Consider the following 23798-nt stretch of genomic DNA (forward strand, 5'->3'; position numbering starts at 1 on the left):
CTTGCCCCCTGGCAGACAAGGCTCATTGCGGCGCTGGGCGACGGCATCCCCTCGTCCGCATTCGACGCGTGCGCGCGAGCGTTCGGCGCGGATCCGAACGAGGCGGCGGCGTTCCGGCAGCTGCTGGAACCGGTGCTGTGCGAACGCGACGACCCGCCGGCGCCGGCAGTGCGCCTGGAGCTGCCCCACGATCTGCCGCCGCTGCTCGCCGACACCCTGATCGACGCGTTCGCGGAGACCGGGGCGGATGCCGAGGTGTCGCCGTGGTGGGATCTGGCTTCGCTGCCGGTGCCCGCCGGAGCCCCGGTGGTCGCCGTGGCACCCCACGTCCTCGACCCGCGACGATCGGCACGGTTCATGCGCGACGACGTGCGGCACCTGCCGATCGTGCTCGCGCACGACCGCGTCGAGGTGGGCCCGCTCGTCGTGCCGGGGGTGACGCCGTGTCTGGCGTGCCTTGCCGCCCACCGCCGCGACGACGACCCGGCGTGGCCGGCCATCGCCGCCCAGCTGCTGATGCTGCCGGCGCCTGCGACGCCGCGCAGCATCCTCTACGACGCGGCGATCCTGGCCCGGCGCATCGTCAGCTCGGGCTCTCGCTCCGTGTCGCGCTCTGTGACGATCCGCGCCCGGCACGCGCGCCCGACGTGGCACGAGCATCGACCACACGAAGAGTGTCGCTGCCGATCTCTCGCAGGAAGCGGGACACCGACCTCTCGCGTTGTCCCATTCCCCGAGCCCATGACAGCGACAGTGTCCGCGCGGCGCGCGTGATGCCGACGTAGGCCAGGCGCCGCTCCTCGTCGATGGTCTCCGGGGTCGTCGCGTAGGAAATGGGCAGCAGGCCTTCGGCCAGCCCCACCAGGTGGACGTGGTCCCACTCCAGGCCCTTGGCCGCGTGCAGGGTCGCCAGCGTCACGGTGCGCAGCGACGGCTCGTGCTGGTCCTTCGCGCGGGCGAGCAGGTCGTCGGTGAAGCCGCGCAGCGTGGTGCCCTCCGGCGACTCTTCCGCCAGGCGCAGGATCGCCGCCCGCGCCTCCCAGGCGTCGCGCACCGCGCCGCCGGCGGGAGGCGGCTCGTCGCTCAGGCCCGACCGGCGCAGGATGTCGCGCACCGTCGGCAGGAACGCCGTCTCCAGCGGGGCGACGGTCGCCGCCCGCAGTTCCAGCAGCGCCTGGCGCACCTCCGGCAGGTCGAAGAAGCGCTTGCCGCCCAGCACGGTCGCCGCGATGTGGCGTTCCGCGAGGGCTGCCAGCAGCGGTGCCGACTGCGAGTTGGTTCGATACAGCACCGCGATGTCGTGCGGGTCGGTGCCGGCGGCGATCTGCGCCGCGATGGCCCGGGCGACGCCGGCGGCTTCGGCCGCGTCGTGCGGGTAGGTGGTCGCCACCGGCGTCGGGCCGGGTTCGGCGCCGGAGGCGGCGACCAGCGTCAGCGCGCCGGGGCGATCGCGCATCAGGTCGTTCGCGACGGCGAGCACCGCGGCATCCGACCGGTAGTTGCGGTCCAGGCGCACGACTCTGGCATCCGGATGCCGGTCGGCGAAACCGAGCAGGAACTGCGGGTCTGCCCCCGCGAACGAGTAGACGGTCTGGCTCGCGTCGCCGACGACGCACAGGTCGCGTCGGTCGCCGAGCCACAGTTCCAGCAGCCGGTTCTGCACCGGCGAAACGTCCTGGAACTCGTCGACGGTGAAGTGGCGGTACTGCTCGCGCACGGCCGCCGCGACGTGGGGTTCGGCTTCGATCATGCCCGCGCAGGCCAGCAGCACGTCTTCGAAGTCGAGCTGATGCCGCTCGTCCTTGAGCTTCTCGTACGCGCGCTGCAGGTCCACCACCTGCTCCAGGTCGAGCCCGGCGACCCCGCGCGGGCGGGCGAGGGCGTAGTCCTCGATGGAGCGCATCGTGACCTTGCGCCACTCGATCTCCGCCGCGACGTCGCGCAGCGCCGCCGGGCCCGGGTCGAATCCCAGACCGTCGGCGGCATGGGCGAGGGCGCGTACCTTGCCGTTGACGATCGACGGCGCACTGCCGCCGGCCAGCTGCGGCCAGAAGAAGTTCAGCTGCGCCAGCGCCGTGGCGTGGAAGGTGCGGGCGGCCACTCCCGGCACCCCGAGCGCGCGCAGCCGGCCGCGCAGTTCGCCGGCGGCCTTCGTCGTGAAGGTGACCGCCATGACGCGGCCAGGCGAATACGCGCCGGTGTCGACGCCGTGCGCGATGCGGTGCGTGATGACGCGGGTCTTGCCGGTGCCGGCACCGGCGAGCACGCACACCGGTCCCCGCAGCGCCGTGGCCGCCTTCAGCTGATTGTCGTCGAGTCCTGCGAGCGGTTCGACGTTCACGCGAGTCCCTCGTGCCATTGGCTGATCAGGCGATGGGCGATCGAGGCGGTGCCGGGCAGCAGCACGTCGCCGCCGCCGGCGAGGGCGGCGCCGATCTCGTCGCGGGTGAACCAGCGCACCGCCACGATCTCCTCGCCGTCGGCACGCGCCGCCTGCTCGTCATCGGTGACGGCGTGGAAGCCGAGCATGAGCGAACGCGGATACGGCCAGCCCTGGGAGCCGGCGTAGCGCAGCTGAGTGACCCGCACCCCGGATTCCTCCTGCACCTCCCGCACCACGGCGGCCTCGAGGGACTCGCCCGCCTCGACGAATCCGGCGAAGGTCGAGTACCGGTTCTGCTGCGCCCACAGCGCGTTGGAACCCAGCAGCAGCCGCTGCCGGTCGGCGCTGGTGACGGCGACGATGACGGCCGGGTCGGTTCGGGGGAAGTGCTCCCGGCCGCATCCCTGGCAGGTGCGCGCCCAGCCGGCCGCGTGCACGCGGGTGGCCGCGCCGCACGCCGGGCAGAACGGTGCGTCCAGCAGCCAGCGGCCGAGGCTCAGTCCCGCGACGAACACCGCAGCATCGTGGGAGACGAGGTCGCCGCCCACGGCGCGCAGCGCGCCCCACCGCCCTTCCGGCAGCGGCGCGTCCACCGGCAGCGCGGCCAGCAGGAGGGCGACGCCCTGCGCGTCACGGCCGAGGAACGCCCACTGCGCCTGGCCTGCCACCTCGTTCGGGCTCAGGAACCGCAGCGCGGTGTCGCCGGCCAGCGGCGCACGGTCGCCGTGGACGACGAGCACACGGGTGCCGGCATCGGCTCGCGCGGCGTCGAGCAGGCCTTCGGCGGTGCGCTCCTCGGCGGCACGGTCCCACTCGAGTGGGGCGGTCGCGGGAGCCTGCGAACTGTCGGGCACCGTCATCCAGGACCTCTCTTGCGGGCGTGGCGCGGGGGTGTCGGAGCGCACGCGACCTACCCTTGGGGGCATGGCACGCTCACCCCTCACTCTAGCCGCGTCCGTCACGTCGGCCCTTCCTCGGGTCGCCGTGGTGGGAGTCGGCGAGCTGACGGAAGGATCGACCGGTCGCTTCGATACCGCCGTCGCCGATCTCGACGACGGCCGCCGCGTCGTGGTGCGCGTGCCGAACTCGCCGGAGGCCGCCGAAGAGCTCGCCGCCCAGGTGCGGGTGCTGCGTGCGCTGTCGGCGGGCGTGCGCGGCGTTCTGCCCTTCCGCGCCCCCGAGGTGCTCGGCGAAGCCGGCCTCGGCTCCTCCCGCGTGCTGGTGTCCGACCTGCTTCCCGGCTACCGCGTCGAGGCCGGCCACGTGCCGCCGGGCCCCGGGGTGGCCACGTCGCTGGGCGCAGCGCTGGCGAACGTGCACGCCATTCCCGTCTCCGTCGTCCGCGATGCCGGGCTCCCCGCACGCTCCCCCGCGCAGGTGCGCGACGAGGCCGAGCGTCTGCTGGACCGGGCGGAGGCGACCGGGCTGCTGCCGTTCGCGCTGCTGCGCCGGTGGAGCACGGCGCTGGCTGCCGAGCAGCTGTGGCGCTTCGAAGCGGCCGTCACCCTCGGCGGTGTCGAGCCGACCGCGTTCCTCCTCGAGGACACCGATTTGGGCCCGACCGTCACCGGCCTGCTGGACTGGCATGGGCTGAGCGTGGGAGACCCCGCCACCGACCTGCGGTGGCTGGCGTCTGCTCCCACCGCGGCGGATGCCGTCTACGACGGGTACCTCTCCAGCGCCCACCGCGCGCCCGATGCGCGACTGCGCGACCGTGCCCGGCTGTACGCCGAGCTCGAGTTCGCCAAGTGGCTCGTCCACGGGCACGCCGCCGGCAGCGAGAAGGTCGTGGCCGACGCGGTCGCCCTGCTGGAATCCCTCGCGGAGGGCGTCGGCGAGACCGCGCTGGTCTCGGCGGATGCCGTGGACGTCGACGACGCGCTGGCCCGTGTAGGCCGCATGTCGGATGCCACCGGTGAGATCGTCGACACCTCGATGCAGACCGACACCTACGACCCGTCGCTGATGTCGATGTTCACGCAGGACACCTCCGAGGACGACTCCCACCCGGCCGACCAGGTGACCCAGCCCATCGAGCTGTCCCTGTTCTCGCCCGACGAAGCGGCGACCGAGCCCGCCGCCCGCCCGGCGGTGGACATCACCGAGCAGTCGGATTCGCACGAGCAGGACCGCGACGACAGCGCGCGCAATGCGCTGCGCCGCTGGACAGCGACCGACTGACGCGCCGCTACCCGCGCAGCACCACACCGGCGCCGACGTACACCAGCGCCACGTCGATCAGCCCCATCGGCACACCGTGCTTCTCGTGGTAGGCGCGGCGGTACAGCTCCAGCTGCACCATGCGCTGCTCCCGCTCCGCGGCGCTGCCGGGAGGGCGGCCGGTCTTCCAGTCGACGATCTCGATGCGCTCCCCGCGGCGGTAGACCGCGTCGAGCTTGCAGATGATGACATGGTCGCGGCCATCCGGCCCGGTCATGGTGAAGTCGATCTCGGTCTCCACCGCGATCGGGCGCAGCGGCGCCCATTCGGTGGCGGCGAACGCCTCCTTCAGGGCCGCCATCGCCGCGGCGTCGTCGCCCGACAGCGGCGCGGATCCGTCGGCCGATTCGTCGTCGGACTCCCACAGTGCGTCGTCTGCGGAGGAGCCGGCGCCGACCAGGCCGGAGCGGTGCTCCACCCAGGCGTGGAAGAGCGTACCCAGCCGCGTCTGCCGGAAGGGTCGCTCCGGCAGCGGACGCGCGATGGCGGCGACCGTGCCGGCGAAGTCGGCGACGAAGTCCTTGTACCGCGACGCCGGGATGCGGGTGGGCGCCGACCGCACCCGGTCGGCGGCCCTGGCGGCGCGCTCGGCCAGCAGCAGCTCCAGCTCCGGGTGCGCAGCAGGGCGGTCGGCCTCGCGGGCGGCGGCGACCGTGGCCGCCGCGGTGCGGACGACCTCGGCGCGTGAACCCAGCGGGTCGATCGGCCAGGTCAACAGCCGCCGCTCCCCGAGGTAGGGGTTCTCGTCGGTCACCGGGGCGGGCGGCTCGATGCCGAGCGCGTCGGCCATCTCCACGAGGAACACGCTGGGGTCGCGGGCACTGCGCGTGCCGGACCAGCTCGACCCTGTCAGCAGCAGGTGATCGCGGGCGCGGGTGACCGCGACGTACGCGAGCCGCCGGTCCTCCTCCAGCTGCCGGGCGCGCTGGGCGGCGATGAAGTCCTCCAGCGCCAGCTTCAGCGCCTGCTGGGTGGGCGCGTCCTCACGCCCCCACTGCAGCCGCGGCAGCCACGGCGCGTCACCGCGGAACTCGTACGGCAGCACACCGAACGCGAGCCACCCCTTGGTGTCCTTCGCCGCCGACGGCAGCTCGTCCTTGACCAGGCGCACCACCGCGACGGCATCCCACTCCAGCCCTTTGGAGCCGTGGATGGTCAGCAGTTGCACCACATCGTCCTCGGGCGGCTCGGTGCGCGGGGCGAACTCGTCGAGCTTCTCGGCGTGGTCCAGCCATGCCAGCAGGCTCGTGAGCGACCCGGTCTCATCGGCGGCGAGGAACCCGTGCAGCTCGTCGACGAACGCCCGCAGCTGCTCCGAGGCGATGCGCGCCGGCCCGCGGGCTTCGTTGGCGGCCAGCTCCACATCCAGCCGCAGCTCCAGCTCGATCAGGCGCACCAGTTCCGGGATCGGCAGCCGCGCCGCCCGGCGGAGGCCCGCGAACACGGCACCGGCCTCGCGCAGCCGCTCCCGCGCGGCGGGGGTGAACTCCGCCAGCCAGCCGTGGTCGGCGGGGTGGCGCAGCACGAAGTCGAGCGCATCGATGAGCGACCCCTGATCCTCGCCCGCGGAGCCGCGCATCCGCTCGGCGACCTCGGGCGCCAGGGGCTTGAGGGCATGATCGTGGCGCACGATGCGGCGCGCCAGCTGGGCGAGGGCCCGAAGGTCGGCCAGTCCGATCGCCCAGCGGGGCCCCGACAGCAGCCGGATCAGCGCCGAGCCGGCCGACGGGTCGGCGATGACACGCAGCGCCGAGACGACATCGACCACCTCGGGCGTGGAGAGCAATCCGCCCAGGCCCAGGATGCGATGCGGGATGCCGCGTCTGGCCAGCGCATCGCCGTAGCGCACCATGTGCTTCTTGCTGCGGAACAGGATCGCGCCGGTGGTGGACTCCCCCGCCGCGGCACGAGCGGCTCGTACCTGTTCGAACCAGGCGGCCACCCGATCGGTCTCGGCATCCAGATCGTCATCGAACGCGATCTTCACGTCGCCGAGGGTCGCACCGGGTCGGGCGAGCAGTTCGTCCACCGGCACCGGTGCGCTCGAGGCGAGCGGGGCGAGCACGGCATTGGCCGCCGTGAGCACCCGGTGGCTGTTGCGCCAGCTGGTGCGCAGCGCGAACCGTCCGCTGACGCCGTCGGGGGCGAACGCGCGGGCGAAGTCGCCGAGGTTGCCGGCGCTGGCGCCGCGCCAGCCGTAGATGGACTGGTGGGGGTCGCCGACGGCCATCACCCCGGTGCCACGGAAGAGCGTCGCGAGCAGGTCGGTCTGCACGACGGAGGTGTCCTGGTACTCGTCCAGCAGCACGACCCGGTACCGGTCGCGCAGCTCCGCGGCGACCGATTCATGGCTCTGCACGACCTCCAGCGCGCCGGCGACCTGGTCTGAGAAGTCGATGACCCCCAGGCGCAGCTTCTGCCGCGCGTACTCCCGCGCGAGATCGGTCAGCAGCGCCAGCGCGCCCACCTTCTCGGCGGCGCGGGCGATGTCGGCGTAGACGACGGTGCGCTTGTTCTCCGACGGCCGCTCCAGCACGTCGGCGAAGCGCTCCGGGAAGGCGGCCAGCTGGTCCAGCGACACCAGGTTGTCGACGCTGTCGCGCGCGATGCGCAGGGCCGCGTCGATGAGGGTGCGCACCGACTCGCCCCGCTCCTCCAGTCGCGGGTCGTCCGAGGCCAGCACGACGCGACGCATCAGCAGCCACGCCGCGGAGTCGCTGAGCACCGCCGCCTCGCCGTCGCGGCCGATGCGCACCGCGTGCTCGCGCACGATGCTGTCGGCGAAGCTGTTGTAGGTCGCCACGGTGGGCCGGTGCAGCAGCGCCTCGTCGTCTCCGGCGGCGGGTTCCGCGCCGGTGTAGCCGACGAGATTGGCCAGCACTACCCGGCGTGCGGCATCCGTGTCCGCCGTGGCGCACGGGTCCAGCCGCCCCTCGGCGTGCAGCGCCGACAGGTGGGGCAGCAGGCCCCGCCGCTCGAACTCCGCCAGGCGCTGCAGGCGCTTGTGGATGCGTTCGGCCAGCTCCCCCGCTGCCTTGCGGGTGAAGGTGAGCCCCAGCACCTGGTCGCGGCGGACGAGGCCGTTGGCCACCAGCCACACCACGCGCCCCGCCATCGTCTCGGTCTTGCCGCTGCCGGCGCCGGCGACGACGAGTCCCGGCTGCAGCGGCGACTCGATGACGGCGGCCTGCTCGGCCGTCGGCGGGAATTGACCGAGGGCGGCGGCGATGGCGTGCGCGGAGATGAGCGTGGTCACGAGCTCACCGCCCCGATCGTGTGGATGCGGCACAAGCCATAGGAATGCTCATCGCGGCAGTGCTCCTCGTAGGGGGCGACGAACGCGCTGCCGCGCATCACGTCGACGGCCGCGACGACCCGGCCGACGAACGCGGTGCGCGTCTCGTCGTCGAAGGGCACCTGGCGCGGCGTGACGTACTCCTTGGATGCCGCGGTGGGCCGCAGCACCAGCAGCTTCGCGCCGCCGGGCCGCGCCCCCTCGGGCGCCTCGATCGCGCCGGTTTCGAAGGCGAGCTGGTACGCCGCCAGCTGCGGGTTGTCGGCGACGGCCTTGTCGGTCTGCGGCTCGGCCTTGCCGGTCTTCAGGTCAACGATGACGACCGACCCGTCGGGGCCGAGCTCCACCCGGTCGATGTAACCGCTGAGGACCGCGCCGTGCGCGCCGGCTTCGGGGATCTCGATGGGCACTTCGAAGTGCGGTTCCGCGCCCAGCAGCGTCACGCCGTCGCGTTCGGTGTCCCGCAGGTACCGGTGCAGCCGCCGCACCAGGTCGCGAGCGCGGGTGAGTTCGGCACGCCCCCGCCACTCGGCATCGAATTCCAGCTCGCCCCACCGTTGCTCCACAATGCGCCACAGGCCCGCTTCGTCCAGTTCAGAGCCGTGCTCGAGGGCAGCGTGGATGAGCGTCCCCAGCCCCGCCACCGACCCGCCGGGATCGCCGCCGAGGTCGCCGATCACCCAGTTGAGCTGGCACTCCTCGAGCGTGTGCAGCCGCGAGGGAGACACCCGCACCGCTTCGCGGGCGAGGTCGCGCAGCGGCGTGGTGGAGGTGGGGCCTGCCACGCCGTACCACTGCGCAGGGTCCGCCCCGGCGACGCCCGCGTCGGCCAGCAGCGCGAGCTGACCCGGGGCGGCCGCCCGCGCCGCGGCGGGGGCGCGCGGGTCCGTCAGCGCCCGTCGGTGCAGCGCCACGAGGCCTCGCAGCGTCAGCGGATGCTCCGCCTCGCGGGGTGCCGGCTCCGGGTCGGGCAGCAGTTCGAACAGCACGCTCGGCCCGGTGTCATCGTCATCGACGGCGGTGACGATGAGCCGAGCCGTGGCACGGGAGACGGCGCGGGCGAACAGGCGCAGTTCGTCGTGCATCGCCTGGCGCCGGCGGTCGAGGACGTCGGTGGCATCCTCCCCCTCCACTGCGTCGGCGAGCCGCCAGGTCTCCAGCAGACTGCCGCGCAGCCGGGTGTTGGGCCACACCCCGTCCTGCACGCCGCTGACCACGACGGTGTCGAACTCCAGCCCGAGCGAACCGGCGGGGGTGAGCACCCGCACCGAGGCTTCCGGCGGCGGCGCGGTCAGGCGGTCCTCAGCGACATCGCTGTCGAGGATGCCGCGTACGAATGCCAGCGGCGGGGCGCCGTCCTCCCGCTCGACGGCCCGCTTGGCGGCCTGGAACAGCGCGACCACCGCGTCCAGGTCGCGGTTGGCCTGCTCCGCCAGCGGCCCGTGACCGTTGGCCGCTTCGGCCCAGGGAGCCTGCAGGCCCGATTTCTCCCACGCCGTCCACAGCAGTTCGTGCACGGTGGCCCCGGCGGCGTGGTCGGCCGCCAGCTGCGCCAGGGTGCGTGCCACCCGCCCCGCACGACGCGCCTCACGGGTGTCGATGAGGTCCAGCTCCAGCGGCCGCACCATGCCCGACACCAGCAGCGCCTGCCCGCCGCGCTCGCCCTCGTGGGCCAGTTCGGTCTGCCGCAGCGTGGTGCGCAGTCGCCGCAGCTCCACCGGGTCCATGCCCCCTGCCACGCCGAGCAGCACGTCGGAGACGTCGTCGATGGTCCACTGGTCGCCGGGACGGGCGGACAGCTCCACCAGGCGCAGCAGGTCGCGTACGGGTCGCAAGACGCCCAGCGCGCGGCCGGGTCCGCTGGCACGCGCCGGCACTTCGCGTGCCGCCAACTCCGCCTCCAACGCGGCCACCTGACGGGTGTCGTGCGCGATGACGGCGCAGCGGTCCCACGGCACACCGTCGCGCAGGTGGCGTTCGCGCAGCAGCCGCGCGATGGCGTCGTACTCCTCCGACGGCGATCGCAGCGTGAACGCGCGCACCGTCGCATCCGCCGGTGCGGACTCCTCCGGCGCAGGCGGACGCAGCCGGTGGCTCACGATGCCGACGGCGCCGATGCGCTCGGTGACCGACGCCAGCAGCGCCCGCTGCGCGCGGCTGCCCCGATGCGCGGCGGTGAGCACGAGCGGCGGCGCGGTGGCGGCCAGGCGGGCGAAGTTGCGGGGCGAGGCGCCGCGGAAGGTGCCCGACCCGACGTCGGGGTCACCGAACGCCATGACCGCGATGCCGTGGGCGCGGCACGCCTCCAGCAACTCCACTCCCCCCAGGGTGAGCTCCTGCGCATCGTCGACGAGGATGACGCGCACCCCGGCGAACGCGCCGAGCACGGGCGCACCGGGGGCGCTGGAGCGGAGGATGCCGACCGCCTCGCGCACGAGACCCGCCGCGTCGCGGTGCGCACCGCGCATGTCGGCACGGACCCGTTCGTATTCGGTCGCGAACGAGGCCAGCGACGACCATGCCGGCAGGTCGAGCCGCTCCGCGAGCGCGCGCAGTCGGGCCGGCGTGAGACCCAGCGTCGTGCACTCCGCGAGGAAGGTGCGCACCTCGGCGCGGAAGCCGGCGGTACCGCGGATGGGAGCGGGGAGCCACTGTGGCCACCGGGAGGGGGCGGATGCCGCGGATGCCTCGTCCTCGGCGTCGCCGGCGAGCAGTTCCTGCACCAGCTGGTCCTCATCGGCCCCGGTGAGCAGCTGCGGCGGCTCGCCGCCGGCGTGCACCTCGGCCGCACGCACCAGCTGGAACGCCAGCGACGCCACCGATCTGGCAAGCGGACCCGCCGTCGCGCGGCCCACTGCCAGCGCGAGTCGATCGCGCAGCTCGGTGGCAGCGGTGCGACTGGAGGTGAGTACCACGATGGCGTCGGGGTCGACGCCGGCTTCCACGAGGGCATGCACACGTGCGATGAGCGTGGCCGTCTTGCCGGTCCCGGGCGCGCCGACCACCACCGCCGATGTCTGGGGTGCCAGATCCAGCACTCGCCGCTGTGCGGCATCCGGGACGAAGGCGGCGTCGGAGGCGGGCTCGGGTGCCCGTCGATCGCTGTGTCGCATCGAGCCCACGGTAGCCGCACCCGCCGACGTTCGCCGACAGCGAGCGCGGGCCCTCCGGCGGCCGGGCAGGCCCCGCCGTGTCGTAGAGTCGTGATGCGCCCGCGGCGACAGCCGGGGCCGGAAAGGCAGTCACCCGTGGAGATCCGCATCGGCATCGTCAACACCGGCCGCGAGCTCGGCTTCGAGACCAACGAGCCGGCAGAGGCCGTCAAGACCAGCGTCGCGCAGGCACTGGATTCCGGCGCCACTCACGTGACGTTCATGGACATCAAGGGCAACTCCTACATCGTGCCCACTGCGGTCCTGGCGTACATCGAGGTCGGCACCGAAGAGTCCCGCCGCATCGGCTTCGTCGGCTGATCGCATGCAGATCCTGCTCGCCCTCATCTTCGGAGCAGGGCTGGGCGTCCTCGCCCACTTCCTGGTCGCCGGTCGTGCCACGCGCGGGGCGGCCATCGGTCCCCTGCTGGGTGCCGTTGTCGGCGGCGCGGTCTGGCTGGCGCTGACCTGGGCAGGCCTGGGCATCGAGAACCCGTGGATCTGGGTCGCGTCGTTCGCGGCCCCCGCGGTCGTGGTGTTCCCCGTCCTGATCCTCCTCACCCGAGCACGCCGCACGCACGATGCGCACGAACGGGCACGACTGAAGATTCTCTGACCGCCGCGGTCGGGTCGGCGCTCAGGCGTCCAGGCCCATCGCGCCCATCCGGCGCGAGTGCGCCGCGAGCAGCCCGGTGAACACCGGCTCCACCTTCTTCTCGTCCGCTTCGTCCAGCGTCGTGGGGCGAAGCGCCGCGCGGGCGATCAGCAGGGTGTCGCCCACGAGGCGGCGCCCCCACATCGCCAGCAGCGACCGCCACTCCTCGTCGGCATCCACGGCCGCGACGATCATGTCCACGAGCGCCTGCCGGTCGTCGGCGGCGGCGAGGATCGCGGCGGCGCCCCGCCCCGTTTCGCCGTAGCTCGAGGACAGCGCCAGGTAGAAGTCGTCCAGCATGCCGGCGGTGATGTGCACCGACAGCACCGTCTCGAGGGGCCTCGCGCCGTGGGTGGCGCGGCGGAACGCGTCCAGCGGCTCCCGGAAGGGCAGCATGATCTCCAGCGCGTCGTCGCCTCGTTCCCGGATGAGGGTGACGAACCGGCGGTGCTTGAGCAGCGCCGCGCCGGCCGCGAGCGACAGCGATTCCTTCTGCGACAGTTCGGGGGTAGACGCGATCAGCTGGCTGAGCGTCTCGAAGTAGCCCAGCTGCAGGTAGGTGGCCTGCCCGAGGAACGTATCGACGTCGGGCGCGAGCGCCTCGAAGTCGACCCGGTGCGCGTCGCCCATGTCGCCACGCGACCGCAGCGCCAGAGGGCGCGCGGCAGGCCGCTTGCGTGTGAAGAACGACCAGGCCACGAGAGACCACGATACGCACCGACGGGCCCCTCAGGCATCTCCGGTAGGCTGAACGGGCCCCGGCAGTGGATCGGGGCCCCGCGCCTGCGGCTGAGTGAAGGGCGTGGAACGTTCTCCCCCGGCGGCATCTCACCGCCAGACAGGCTCGCATTGTGACGACTTTCGCCGAACTCGGCGTCGACCAGGACATCGTCGATGTCCTCGCCAGCAAGGGCATCGTGGACGCCTTCCCGATCCAGGAGCAGACGATTCCGCTGGGCCTTCCCGGCCAGGACATCATCGGCCAGGCCAAGACCGGAACGGGCAAGACCTTCGGCTTCGGCATCCCCGTCGTGCAGCGTCTGGGGCTCAACCCGGAGCCGGGCGTCAAAGCGCTCATCGTCGTTCCCACCCGTGAGCTGTGCGTGCAGGTCTACGAAGACATCGACATGCTGACGTCCGGCCGCGCCACCAGCGTCGTCGCGATCTACGGCGGCAAGGCCTACGAAGGCCAGATCGACCAGCTCAAGGCCGGCGCGCAGATCGTCGTGGGTACCCCCGGGCGCCTGATCGACCTGAACAACCAGCGTCTGCTGGATCTGTCGCACGCGACCGAGGTCGTCCTCGACGAGGCCGACAAGATGCTGGACCTGGGGTTCCTCCCCGACATCGAGAAGATCTTCTCGAAGGTGCCCGCCGTGCGGCACACGCAGCTGTTCTCGGCCACCATGCCGGGCCCGATCGTCGCGATGGCGCGCCGGTTCATGTCCAACCCGATCCACATCCGCGCGACCGACCCCGACGAGGGGCTCACACAGGCCAACATCAAGCACGTCGTCTACCGCGCGCACTCGCTGGACAAGGACGAGATCATCGCCCGCATCCTGCAGGCCGAGGGCCGCGGCAAGAGCGTCATCTTCACGCGCACCAAGCGCGCCGCGCAGAAGCTGGCCGATGAGCTGAGCGACCGCGGATTCAACACCGCGTCCGTGCACGGCGACATGAGCCAGGAGGCGCGCGAGCGCTCGATGGCCGCGTTCAAGGCGGGCAAGAAGGACGTCCTGATCGCCACCGACGTCGCCGCACGCGGTATCGACGTCGACGATGTCACCCACGTGATCAACCACACCATCCCCGACGACGAGAAGACCTACCTGCACCGCGCCGGCCGCACCGGCCGCGCCGGCAAGACCGGCATCGCGGTGACCTTCGTCGACTGGGACGACCTGCACAAATGGGCGCTCATCAACCGTGCGCTCGAGTTCGGCCAGCCCGAGCCGACCGAGACGTACTCGTCGAGCCCCCACCTGTTCAGCGATATGGACATCCCCGCCGGCACCAAGGGTCGCATCGTGACCGCGCCTCGTACGCAGACGGTCAAGACGCAGGAGTCCGCGCCCGCCGCCGACGGCAGCGCCAGCCGCAACCGTCGTCGTCACCGCGCCGGCGAAGCTGCGACGGCTACGCCCGACACCGCCGAGACGGCCCACACCGCCGATGGCGGCGGGACGCACGACGGTGGCGGCAAAGAGCACCACGACGGCAAGACCGCGCCCCGCCGGCGTCGTCGTCGTCGCGGCTCGGGCACCGGCGCACCGACTGCTTCCTGACCCGCATCAGGGCGCTTCGGGCGTCCGCAGGCAGGGCCATTCCGGTGGGGGCAACGCGTCGCTAGGGTGAGCCCTGACGGCGCGGCGGGCGTCGCTCTTCGTGAGAAAGGCGCGTATCGTGCGATTCTTCGACGTGGTGGAATACCAGGGTTTCTGGGGTTCGTTCTGGGACCTGGTGTGGTGGTTCCTGTGGGCGTTCGTGTTCTTCGCCTACCTCATGGCGCTGTTCTCGATCATCGGAGACCTGTTCCGTGACCACAAGCTCAGCGGCTGGTGGAAAGCGGTGTGGATCTTCTTCCTCATCTTCTTCCCGATCATCACCGCGCTGATCTACCTGGTCGCCCGCGGTGGCGGCATGGCCGAGCGCAGCGCGCAGGCCGCGCAGAGCTACCGCGAGCAGCAGGATGCCTACATCAAGACCGTCGCCGGCAGCGGCTCCAGCCCGAGCGAGGAGATCGCCAAGGCCAAGCGGCTGCTGGACGACGGCACGATCACCCCGTCCGAGTACGAGGCGCTGAAATCCAAAGCGCTCGCGGGCGGCTGACCGCCCCGCTCATCCGGCCCCGAAGCGTCCGCGCCCCGGGGCCGGACTGCGTCACGGGGTCGCCAGTTCGTGCGCCCACGGCGGGTCGGCGCCGGGCCGGGACACCGTGATCGCCGCGGCGGCGGCGCTGCGGACGAGCACCGCGGCGATGTCGGCGGCATCCCACCCGGCGATGCGCGCGCGCACGTCCGCGCCGGTGCGCGCATGCAGCTGCGCGATGAGGGCCGCCATGAAGGTGTCCCCCGCCCCGACGGTGTCGACCACGGCGACCGGGGCGGCCGCTGCCTCGACGACCCCCGCCGCGTGCACTGCGAACGAACCAGCCGCGCCCTCGGTGACGACCACGAGCGCAGGGCCGGCGCGCAGCCACTCCCGCGCGATGTCGCGGTGATCGCGCCCGGGGTGCAGCCAGTCGAGGTCCTCGCCGCTGACCTTGACGACATCCGACAGCGCCACCAGCCGAGCGACCCGCGCGCGCACGTCCGCCGCGTCCGTGATGAGCGAGGGCCGCACGTTCGGGTCGAACGTCACCGCCGCCGTCCGCCGCGCATCGCGCAGCGCCTGTTCGACCGTGTCGGCGCCGGGGTGCAGCACCGCGGCGATGGAGCCGGTGTGCACCACCGGCGTCACCGGCGCGCGCCACGGCGCGAGGTCCCACGCGATGTCGAACTCGTACGTCGCGGCCCCTTCGGCGTCCAGATGCGCGACGGCGGTCGAGGTGCGCGCCGGCGCACCCGGTACGTGGACCGTGACGGCCGACCGGTCCAGCCAGGCGCGCACCGCGCGGCCGTGGGAGTCGTCGGCGAGCTGCGTCACCAGCAGCGGCCGCAGCCCCCGACGGCCGAGGGCGAGGGCGACGTTGGCGGGACTGCCGCCGGGACTTTCCCGGGTGCCGTCCGGCGCGTGGACGATGTCGACGAGCGCTTCGCCGATCACGACGACGTCAGGGGCAGCGCTCATGCGGCATCCTCTCTCACGGATAGACCGGGGTGCTCCCGCTGGCACGGTCGATGATGCGGGCCACCATCTCGTCGGTGGTGGTGTGCTCGCCGGGGAGGTTGGGCTTTCCCAGGCCGTGGTAGTCGCTGGACCCGGTGACGATCAGGTCGTGGCGTGCCACGAGTTTGCTCAGCGCCGCGATGCCCGACGCGGTGTTCTCCCGGTGCCCGAGCTCGAACCCCGCCAGCCCCAGGCCGATGAGCTCCTCCAGCACCGGAACCGGCAGCATCCGTCCGCGCCCGGCAGGGTGCGCGATGATCGGCACGCCGCCTGCGGCGGCGATGAGGCGCACCGCGGTGGCGGCATCCGGGGCGTAGTGCGGCACGTAGTACCCGGCACTGGGGTGCAGGATGCCGGCGAACGCCTCGGCGCGGTCGGCCGCCAGCCCGCGTGCGACGAGGGCGTCGGCGATGTGGGGCCGCCCGACCGTCGCGCCGTCGCCGGTCTGGGCGACCACGTCATCCCAGGTGAGGTCGTAGTCTCCGCCGATGCTGGCGACGATCTGCTCGGCGCGTCCCATGCGCGCGGAGCGGATGCGGTCGGTCTCGGCGCGCAGCGCGGCGTTGTCGGGATCGAACAGGTACGCCAGCACGTGGACGCTGCGCCACTCCTGCGTCGCACTGAATTCCATCCCGGGCAGGAAGGTCATTCCCAGCGACGTCGCAGCCTCCGCCGCCTCCGCCCATCCGGATGTGGTGTCGTGGTCGGTCAGCGCGACAGTGCGCAGGCCGCGACGGTGGGCCGCCTGCACCACCTGGGCGGGCGGTTCGGTGCCGTCGGAGTGCACTGAGTGCAGGTGGAGGTCACTGGGTCCTTCGAACCGTTGCACACCTGAACGCATCCCTCGAGCGTAGCGGCGCCGTCGACGCATGACGGGTGTGGCATCCGTCGATCTCCCAGCCAGCGGGAATAGAGTCGCGACGTGCTGCGTCTGGTGGGGATCCTCGTCACGATCCTGTTCGCCATCGGCGCGGCGATCCTGACCTGGCCGGCGTTCTTCCGGGTGGAGCGCACGTTCCCGATCGTGCAGCTGACCTCGTTCCGCCCGCTCCTGGTGCTCGGGTTCCTCGCCGTGCTGGTGCTCGCACTGATGCTCGCGATCGCGCGGCCGATGCGCGGTTTCGCGCTGTCGATCGCCGGGGTGAGCGTCGTGGCCGCTGTCTGCGGCAGTGTCATCGTGCTGCAGCGGGGCACCGGCAACGCCGAACTGCCCGCCAAGGCGGACGACAGCGTGCGGGTCATGACCTGGAACACCGCCGGCGGCGACGCCACCTCGGCCGAGGCCATCGCGCAGACCGCCGTCACGATGGAAGCCGACGTGGTCGCGCTGCCAGAGACGACGATCGAGACCGGTGAAGCGGTGGCCATCGCGATGGGCCAGATGGGACACCCGATGTGGGCGCACCATACCGAGCAGGGCCAGTGGGATGCCGACTCCACGACGCTGCTGATCTCGCCGGATCTGGGCGCCTACTCCGTCATCGCCTCGTCGCGCGACGGCACCAGCGACACCTCCGAAGTGCCCAGCGCCGTCGCGATGCCGGTCGACGGGTCGGGGCCGATCATCGTCGCAGCGCATGCCGTCGCGCCCCGCCAGTCGGCGATGCAGGCGTGGCGGGATGACCTGCAGTGGCTGGCGGACCAGTGCGCCGCCGATAACGTCATCATGGCGGGCGATTTCAACGCCACGATCGACCACATGATGCGCCTGGGCATCGACGGCGCGCATCTGGGCCGCTGCCACGACGCGGCCGTCGCCGCCGGCAGCGGTGCCGTCGGCACCTGGCCCACCGATCTGCCCGCCCTGGCCGGCTCCCCTATCGACCATGTGCTGGCCACCGATCTGTGGACCGCGGTCGGCGCAGTGGTGCTGACGTCGATGGATGCCACCGGCAGCGATCACCGGCCTCTCGTGGTGCAGCTGGAGCCGACCGGCTGACTGTGTTCTCCCTGCCTCGGAGTGCGAGACTGGTGGTATGAACACGTCAGGCGACAGCGACACGACCACGACCACGGCCGAGCCGCAGCAGGCGGACTCCACGACGAACCGCCGGCAGAATTACGGCCAGGGTTTCCTCGACACGATCTCCACCGGGTGGGCCGTCCGACCGGCCTCGATGCCCACGTTGCGTGAGCAGGCGCCGTACGCCGCCGCGCGCCGCGCAGCCGTGTCGGCCGCGTTCCCCGGCAAGCGACTGGTGATCCCGGCCGGCTCACTCAAGCAGCGCAGCAACGACACCGACTACCCGTTCCGCGCGCACTCGGCGTTCTCCCACCTCACCGGCTGGGCCGCCGACAGTGAACCGGATTCCGTGCTGGTGTTCGACCCGACCGACGACGGCCACGACGTCACCCTCTACTTCCGCGAGCGAGCCGACCGCACGACGCCGGAGTTCTACTCCGACGCGTCGATCGGCGAGTTCTGGATCGGGCCGCGCCCCGCGCTGGACGGCGTCGCCGCCGACCTGGGACTGGCGACCGCCCACGTGGACGGCTTCGCCGCCGCCGAGGGCGACGTCGTGCTGGACGAGGACAGCGATCTGACCCGGTTCCTGTCCGAGCTGCGACTGATCAAGGACGAGTACGAGATCTCGCAGATGCGCCTCGCCGTGGAGGTCACCGCGGCGGGCTTCGACGACATCGTCGCGAACCTCCCCCGCATCATCGAGCACTCCCGCGGCGAACGGATCGTCGAGGGCGTCTTCCACCAGCGCGCCCGCAGCGACGGGAACACCGTCGGTTACGACACCATCGCCGCGTCCGGACCGCACGCCTGCTACCTGCACTGGACCCGCAACGACGGCGCGGTGCTGCCGGGCGATCTGATCCTCGTCGACGCCGGCGCCGAGGTCGACAGCCTCTACACCGCCGACATCACCCGCACCCTGCCGGTGTCGGGGACCTTCACCGATATCCAGCGTCGCATCTACGAAACCGTGCGCGAGGCGGCGGATGCCGCGTTCGCCGCGGCGCGGCCCGGTGTCACGTTCCGGACGCTCCACGAGACCGCCCTCGGCGTGCTGGCGCGACGCACCGCGGAGTGGGGGCTGCTGCCGGTGACGGCCGAAGAAGCCCTCGACGCCGACAAGGGCGGGCACCACCGCCGCTACATGGTGCACGGTACGAGCCACCACCTCGGCATCGACGTGCATGACTGCGCGCAGGCGCGGCGGGAGATGTACTACGACGGCATCCTGCAGCCGGGCATGGTCTTCACGATCGAGCCTGGACTGTACTTCCAGATCGACGACATCACCGTGCCCGAGGAGTACCGCGGCATCGGGGTGCGCATCGAGGACGACATCCTCATGACCGAGGACGGGCCGGTGAACCTGTCCGCCGGCATTCCTCGCACCGCCGACGAGGTCGAGGCCTGGATCGCGCGCGCGAGCGACGCTCGCTGAGAGTGAGCTTCACCCCCCCGGCGCCCTTCACGACGCGCCCGACGCTAGAGGGCACGTTCGGCATGGCCGCGTCCACCCACGCCACCGCGACGGCGGTCGCGCAGGCCGTGCTCGAGCGCGGCGGCAACGCGTTCGACGCCGTCGTGGCCGGTGGGTTCGTGCTGCATGTCGTCGAACCGCACCTCAACGGACCCGGCGGCGACCTGGTCGGCATCTTCCACGCCGCCGGCGCGGCCGAGCCTGAAGTGCTGATGGGCCAGGGCCCCGCCCCGGCGGCGGCCACCATCGCCCACTACCGCGGCGAGGGGCTCGACCTCGTGCCGGGCGCCGGGGGCCTGGCCGCCGCCGTGCCGGGCGCGGTGGACGCGTGGCTGCTGCTGCTGCGCGACCACGGCACATGGGAGTTGGGCGACGTGCTCGCCTATGCGATCGGCTACGCCCGCGATGGGCATCCGCTGCTCCCGCAGGCCGCGATGACCATCGCCCGCGTGGCGGAGCTGTTCACGGCGGCCTGGCCCAGCTCGGCCGACCTGTGGATGCCGGACGGTCGCGTGCCCGCGGCGGGCTCCCTCATGCGCAACCCGGCATATGCCGCCGTGCTGGAGCGGCTCGTGGCCGCCGGTGACGGGGCCGCGGGTGCGGCGGGTGCCGCGGGTGCCAGAGCTGCCGATCGGGGTGCGCGCATCGACGCCGCCCGGCACGAGTGGAAGATCGGGCTCGTCGCGCAAGCGGCATCCGCCTTCCTCGCCCGGCCGCACCGGCACTCGTCGGGCACCGACCACGCCGCCGTCATCACATCCGATGACTTCGCCGGTTTCGACGCCGGGTACGAGCCGGCCGTCACTGCGACGTTCCGCGGCCACACGGTGGCCAAGGGCGGCGCGTGGTGCCAGGGGCCGGTGCTGCTGGAGGCGCTGCGGATCCTCGACGGGTTCGACGACGCGCGTCTCGATCCTGCGACCGGGATCGGTGCGCACACGATCGTCGAGACGCTGAAGCTCGCGCTGGCCGATCGCGATGCCTACTTCGGCGACGACCCCGACGGCTCGGCCTTGACCGATGCTTTGCTGTCGGACGCGTACATCGCCTCGCGGCGCAGCGCCATCGGCGATCGTGCGTCACGTGAATGGCGCCCCGGCGACCTGCCCGGCCGGGTGCCGTTCCGCCCGCCCCTGACCGAGGCATCCGCTGCGCCCGCACCGGCCGGCGTCGGCGAGCCGACCGTGGCCAAGTCGGGCCAGACCCGCGGCGACACCTGCCATATCGATGTCGTGGATCGGTGGGGCAACATCGTGGCGGTCACCCCGTCCGGCGGGTGGCTGCAGTCGTCGCCCACCGTCCCCGAGCTCGGGTTCTGCCTCGGCACGCGGCTGCAGATGATGTGGCTGGACGAATCCGCGCCGTCGGCGCTGCGTCCGGGGGCACGCCCTCGTACGACCCTCACCCCGACCCTCGTGTTGCAAGGCCGGATGCCGGTGATGGCGCTGGGCACCCCCGGCGGCGACCAGCAGGACCAGTGGCAGCTGCCGATGCTGCTGCGGATGCTCGTCGGCGGGTACACCGCGCAGCAGGCGATCGACGCGCCGACGCTGCACACCACGGCACTGGTGGATTCCTTCTGGCCGCGCACCTGGACGCCCGCGGGAGTCATGGCCGAAGACCGGTTGGGCGACGACGTCATCGACGAGCTGATCGCGCGCGGGCACGATGTGACGCGCGCCGGGGACTGGACCCTGGGGCGGCTCAGCGCCGTCGGGATCGACCGTTCCCGCGGCGTGTTGTGGGCCGCGGCGAATGCTCGCGGGATGCAGGGGTACGCCGCCGGGCGGTGATTTGCGCGGCGTTTTTGTGCGCCGTTCCCTCCACAGGATCATTTTGTGTGACTTTTCCACAATGCCCGTGGGACCTGGCTTTTAGGCCTGTCAATGTCGGAGGGGGTCGGCAGGATTGGGGGTATGAACACCTCCCCGACCACCACCCCGACCGACGTGATGTCGGCGTTCGCGGTGGTCGCGGAGATGGTGGAGACCGACCGACAGCTCGCCGCGATCCAGGCCCGCCAACTCGCACTGCTGGGCCGCGCGGGAGACATCGCGGCGGCGGAAACTGCCCGCATCCCGCTCTCGTCGCAGCGGGAACGGGAACTGCCGCTGCGGTCGATCGCGGCGGAGCTCGCGGCAGCCACGCGCCGGTCGGATCGGGGGATGCAGAACCGCATCCACCAGGCGACCGTGATGCGCGACCGTTTCCCCGCCACCGTCACCGCACTGGCGGAGGGCCGCATCGACATCGGGCATCTGCGGGTGATCGAAGAAGCCGGCGCCCGGCTCACCGACCCCGACGCGCGGGCGATGTTCGAACAGGCCGCCCTCGCGGTCGCGGAGAAAGAAACCGCGGGCCGAGCCCGGCCGGCGATCCTCGCGCTCGCGCAACGCATCGACCCTGTTCCGTTCGTGCAGCGGTACGCGACGGCGGCCGAAGCCCGCCGGGTGTGGGTGCACGACCTGGCGGACGGCATGGCCGAGCTGGGTGCTCTGCTCCCCGCGCACCTCGTCCACGGGATCATGGACCGGATCACCCAGTGCGCCCGCATGCTCCTCGAACAGGACGGTGCCGCAGACGGGGCGGATGGGGCGGATGTGGCCGCCGCGGAGGCCGCGGACGCCGCGGAACCCGACGACCGCACGATGGACCAGCGGCGCGCCGACGTGCTCAGTGACCTGCTGCTCACCGGGCACGCCACCGCGGCAGCCTCCGACGCCACGGTGTGTGAGACGGATGCGATCGTCGCGCACATCCAAGTGACCGTGCCCGCTGCGACCCTCACCGGTGCGGATGTGCCCGCCACGTTCGTGGGGCACGGGCCGATGGACCCGGGCACTGCCCGCCACTTCGCTTCCCACGCCACTGCGTGGGACCGGATGTTCACCGACCCCCGCACCGGCGCGATCGACAGCACCGACACCTACCGGCCCTCCAGGGCGCAACGCCGGTTCCTGCGGGGCCGGGACGAGCACTGCCGGTTCCCCGGCTGCCGCGCCGCGGTGTGGCACTGCGACATCGACCACACCGTCGACTACGCCCACGGCGGCCCCACCCGGGTGTGCAACCTCGCCCACCTGTGCAAACGGCACCACATGCTCAAACACAACACCGCCTGGACCGTGGAACAACACCCCGGCGGGGTGCTGGTGTGGACCAGCCCCACCGGGAGGGTCTACCGCGACATCCCGCAGCGCACGTTGGAGTTCATCGCCGCGGCCAGCAGCGGCGCACCCCCACCGTTCTAGGTGCGGGGCACCCGCCCGCCTATCCGGCACTGCCGGACGGCGGGCCGTGGCGCTCGTGCCTGCTGCACTACGAGGGCTGTACCGCTTCACTCAGCCCCAGAGCCGAAATGAGGAGATCCTCCGGAATGCGGATGTTCAGTACTCAGGCATCCGCATTCCGGCAGATCTCCGCATCTCAGCGGCAGCGGAGCGTGCTCGCAACCATGCCACGACGACGTCCGCCAATCCCTCGCCGACCTCGTCGGCGGGGCGCTTGCGGCCCTTCACCTCGAACGAGTGGTTACCGCCGTCGACCCAGTGCACGGCGGCATCCCGGCAGGATGCCACGGCATCGTCCAGTTCAGCGTGCGGATCGACGAACGGGTCGTTGGTCCCCTCGACGAACAGCTGCGGCGGCGCAACATCGGGAAGGTGGGCGACGCGCAGCTTCTCGGGCTGCCCGGGTGGATGCAGCGGGTACCCCAGGTACACCAGCCCTGCAGGCGCGATCTCACCCTCCGCCGCCGCCATCGACGCCATGCGCCCGCCGTACGACTTGCCGGCCGCCCAGACCGGCACTCCGGGCGCCTGGGCGCGCAGCGCGGCATCGGCGGCACGCCAGGTGGCCACCGCGTGTGCGGCCGGTCCCGGCATCCGCCGCCCTGCTTCGACGTACGGGAAGTTGAACCGCAGCGTAGCCACGCCGGCGGCGCGCATGCCGCGGGCGAAACCGACGAGGAACGGGTGGGAGTATCCGGCTCCGGCGCCATGGGCGATTGCCATCGCCGCCCACGGATCGGCGGGCGTCTCGAATGCCGCCGAGACGGTCACCTCACCGGTCGGAAGTGCGACGGTGAAGCCCTCGGTCATGCGCGGCGGTCGTCCTCGCCCGCGTCGCCGGAATCCTCCGGCGCCGCGCCGTCCGCGGGTGTCGCCTGTGGCGGGACGATGCGCTCGCCATACCGCGGCGGCTCGTTCGGGTCATCAAGGGCGGGACGCGGTGCCGGCGCAGGCGCGGTTCCCGGCGCCGCGCCCGGAGCGACCGGGGTCGGGGCGACGGCGACGGCCGGTGCGTCCCCGCGCCCCAGCGCCTGGCGCGCGCGGTGCACGCTGCTGGGCAGCACGGTGAGGTCGTAGCGGTCGGCGACCACCTGAGTGATCGAGGCGTAGTCCCGACGGCGGCGCACGAACGAATACGTGATGATGCTCATCAGCATGCCCATCGCGATGCCGACGAACAGCACGCCGACGAACAGCTGGATCGGGACATCCGGCGTGCCGAGCACGAAGATCGCCGCGAACAGCAATCCGAGCAGCACGCCGTTGATGGCGCCTTGGCGAGCGGCGGTGGCGTAGCCCAGCCGCCCGGTGACCTTCTCGATCGAGCGCAGGTCCTGCCCCACGATCGCGATGTCACGCGCCGGCACGTCGGCGGCGATGAGCGCCGACACCGCCTTCTGTGCAGCCTCGTAGGTCGTGAAGGTCGCGACGGTATCGCCGACAGTGTTCCGCCCCGAACCGAAGGCCCCCATCATGCTCATCTCCCCATCTTCGCATGGGCACTCACACGGCGCTTCGGGGCCGCGCGC

General features: G+C 72.3%; 18 protein-coding genes. 9 read left to right on the forward strand and 9 right to left on the reverse strand.

Features of this window, described 5'->3' with window-relative positions:
* Positions 1–583: 583 nt before the first annotated feature.
* Both QNO11_RS09015 and nudC read right to left on the reverse strand, forming a co-directional pair.
* Positions 584–2341 (reverse strand): ATP-dependent helicase, encoded by a 1758-nt coding sequence (locus tag QNO11_RS09015; RefSeq protein ID WP_257508597.1) that lies wholly within the window; start codon positions 2339–2341, stop codon positions 584–586.
* Positions 2338–3243 (reverse strand): NAD(+) diphosphatase, encoded by a 906-nt coding sequence (gene nudC / locus QNO11_RS09020; RefSeq protein WP_257508596.1) that lies wholly within the window; start codon positions 3241–3243, stop codon positions 2338–2340. Before nudC ends, QNO11_RS09015 begins: the two co-directional genes overlap by 4 nt.
* Positions 3244–3370: 127 nt before the next feature.
* On the opposite strand from nudC, the gene QNO11_RS09025 reads away from it, so the two are divergent.
* The gene (locus QNO11_RS09025) at positions 3371–4564 is read left to right on the forward strand and encodes a phosphotransferase (RefSeq protein WP_285169088.1); all 1194 of its coding nucleotides are present in this window, start codon (positions 3371–3373) and stop codon (positions 4562–4564) included.
* Positions 4565–4571: 7 nt separating this feature from the next.
* Here the strand turns inward: QNO11_RS09025 and QNO11_RS09030 are convergent, their stop codons facing one another.
* On the reverse strand, positions 4572–7859 hold the full coding sequence (locus QNO11_RS09030) for an ATP-dependent helicase (RefSeq protein ID WP_257508594.1): 3288 nt from the start codon (positions 7857–7859) through the stop codon (positions 4572–4574).
* On the reverse strand, positions 7856–11011 hold the full coding sequence (locus tag QNO11_RS09035; protein WP_257508593.1) for an ATP-dependent helicase: 3156 nt from the start codon (positions 11009–11011) through the stop codon (positions 7856–7858). The genes QNO11_RS09030 and QNO11_RS09035 overlap by 4 nt, the downstream gene beginning before the upstream one ends.
* 135 nt (positions 11012–11146) lie before the next feature.
* Between QNO11_RS09035 and QNO11_RS09040 the strand changes: the two genes are divergently transcribed.
* A complete protein-coding gene (locus tag QNO11_RS09040) occupies positions 11147–11371 on the forward strand; it encodes a DUF3107 domain-containing protein (protein WP_257508592.1) in 225 nt (74 codons plus the stop codon).
* Between the two features lie 4 nt (positions 11372–11375).
* Positions 11376–11666, forward strand: coding sequence for a hypothetical protein (locus QNO11_RS09045; protein ID WP_257508591.1), 291 nt, complete (start codon positions 11376–11378; stop codon positions 11664–11666).
* A gap of 21 nt (positions 11667–11687) precedes the next feature.
* Here QNO11_RS09045 and QNO11_RS09050 read toward each other — a convergent pair whose 3' ends face one another.
* On the reverse strand, positions 11688–12335 hold the full coding sequence (locus tag QNO11_RS09050) for a ferritin-like fold-containing protein (protein WP_257508590.1): 648 nt from the start codon (positions 12333–12335) through the stop codon (positions 11688–11690).
* A gap of 221 nt (positions 12336–12556) precedes the next feature.
* Between QNO11_RS09050 and QNO11_RS09055 the strand changes: the two genes are divergently transcribed.
* Both QNO11_RS09055 and QNO11_RS09060 read left to right on the forward strand, forming a co-directional pair.
* A complete protein-coding gene (locus QNO11_RS09055) occupies positions 12557–13993 on the forward strand; it encodes a DEAD/DEAH box helicase (protein WP_257508589.1) in 1437 nt (478 codons plus the stop codon).
* A 118-nt stretch (positions 13994–14111) separates the two neighbouring features.
* A complete protein-coding gene (locus tag QNO11_RS09060; RefSeq protein ID WP_257508588.1) occupies positions 14112–14537 on the forward strand; it encodes a PLDc N-terminal domain-containing protein in 426 nt (141 codons plus the stop codon).
* A gap of 51 nt (positions 14538–14588) precedes the next feature.
* Here the strand turns inward: QNO11_RS09060 and QNO11_RS09065 are convergent, their stop codons facing one another.
* A complete protein-coding gene (locus QNO11_RS09065) occupies positions 14589–15497 on the reverse strand; it encodes a PfkB family carbohydrate kinase (protein ID WP_257508587.1) in 909 nt (302 codons plus the stop codon).
* A gap of 13 nt (positions 15498–15510) precedes the next feature.
* Entirely contained in the window at positions 15511–16377 is an 867-nt protein-coding gene (locus QNO11_RS09070) for a PHP domain-containing protein (RefSeq protein WP_257508586.1), read from the reverse strand.
* A gap of 81 nt (positions 16378–16458) precedes the next feature.
* Between QNO11_RS09070 and QNO11_RS09075 the strand changes: the two genes are divergently transcribed.
* The 4 genes from QNO11_RS09075 (at position 16459) to QNO11_RS09090 (ending at position 22230) form a co-directional block, all read left to right on the forward strand.
* A complete protein-coding gene (locus tag QNO11_RS09075; RefSeq protein WP_257508585.1) occupies positions 16459–17475 on the forward strand; it encodes an endonuclease/exonuclease/phosphatase family protein in 1017 nt (338 codons plus the stop codon).
* A gap of 37 nt (positions 17476–17512) precedes the next feature.
* Complete coding sequence (locus QNO11_RS09080; protein WP_257508584.1) at positions 17513–18940, forward strand: aminopeptidase P family protein; 1428 nt, start codon at positions 17513–17515, stop codon at positions 18938–18940.
* Between the two features lie 2 nt (positions 18941–18942).
* Complete coding sequence (locus QNO11_RS09085) at positions 18943–20772, forward strand: gamma-glutamyltransferase family protein (RefSeq protein WP_257508583.1); 1830 nt, start codon at positions 18943–18945, stop codon at positions 20770–20772.
* A 123-nt stretch (positions 20773–20895) separates the two neighbouring features.
* Complete coding sequence (locus QNO11_RS09090) at positions 20896–22230, forward strand: HNH endonuclease signature motif containing protein (protein WP_257508582.1); 1335 nt, start codon at positions 20896–20898, stop codon at positions 22228–22230.
* A gap of 135 nt (positions 22231–22365) precedes the next feature.
* On the opposite strand, the gene QNO11_RS09095 is transcribed toward QNO11_RS09090, so the two are convergent.
* Positions 22366–23079 carry an alpha/beta hydrolase family protein gene (locus tag QNO11_RS09095; protein WP_257508581.1) on the reverse strand — a complete coding sequence of 238 codons (714 nt, stop codon included), beginning with the start codon at positions 23077–23079 and terminating at the stop codon, positions 22366–22368.
* Complete coding sequence (locus tag QNO11_RS09100; RefSeq protein ID WP_257508580.1) at positions 23076–23750, reverse strand: YflT domain-containing protein; 675 nt, start codon at positions 23748–23750, stop codon at positions 23076–23078. Before QNO11_RS09100 ends, QNO11_RS09095 begins: the two co-directional genes overlap by 4 nt.
* Positions 23751–23798 lie beyond the last annotated feature (48 nt).

Source organism: Microbacterium sp. zg-B96 (assembly GCF_030246865.1).
Lineage (GTDB): Bacteria > Actinomycetota > Actinomycetes > Actinomycetales > Microbacteriaceae > Microbacterium.

Bases quoted from the DNA above. Each gene is read 5' to 3' on its own strand.
- nudC (WP_257508596.1), bottom strand. From the start codon at position 3,243: ATGACGGTGCCCGACAGTTCGCAGGCTCCCGCGACCGCCCCACTCGAG.
- QNO11_RS09035 (WP_257508593.1), bottom strand. From the start codon at position 11,011: ATGCGACACAGCGATCGACGGGCACCCGAGCCCGCCTCCGACGCCGCC.
- QNO11_RS09045 (WP_257508591.1), top strand. From the start codon at position 11,376: ATGCAGATCCTGCTCGCCCTCATCTTCGGAGCAGGGCTGGGCGTCCTC.
- QNO11_RS09050 (WP_257508590.1), bottom strand. From the start codon at position 12,335: ATGGGCGACGCGCACCGGGTCGACTTCGAGGCGCTCGCGCCCGACGTC.
- QNO11_RS09065 (WP_257508587.1), bottom strand. From the start codon at position 15,497: ATGAGCGCTGCCCCTGACGTCGTCGTGATCGGCGAAGCGCTCGTCGAC.
- QNO11_RS09070 (WP_257508586.1), bottom strand. From the start codon at position 16,377: ATGCGTTCAGGTGTGCAACGGTTCGAAGGACCCAGTGACCTCCACCTG.
- QNO11_RS09080 (WP_257508584.1), top strand. From the start codon at position 17,513: ATGAACACGTCAGGCGACAGCGACACGACCACGACCACGGCCGAGCCG.
- QNO11_RS09090 (WP_257508582.1), top strand. From the start codon at position 20,896: ATGAACACCTCCCCGACCACCACCCCGACCGACGTGATGTCGGCGTTC.
- QNO11_RS09095 (WP_257508581.1), bottom strand. From the start codon at position 23,079: ATGACCGAGGGCTTCACCGTCGCACTTCCGACCGGTGAGGTGACCGTC.
- QNO11_RS09100 (WP_257508580.1), bottom strand. From the start codon at position 23,750: ATGAGCATGATGGGGGCCTTCGGTTCGGGGCGGAACACTGTCGGCGAT.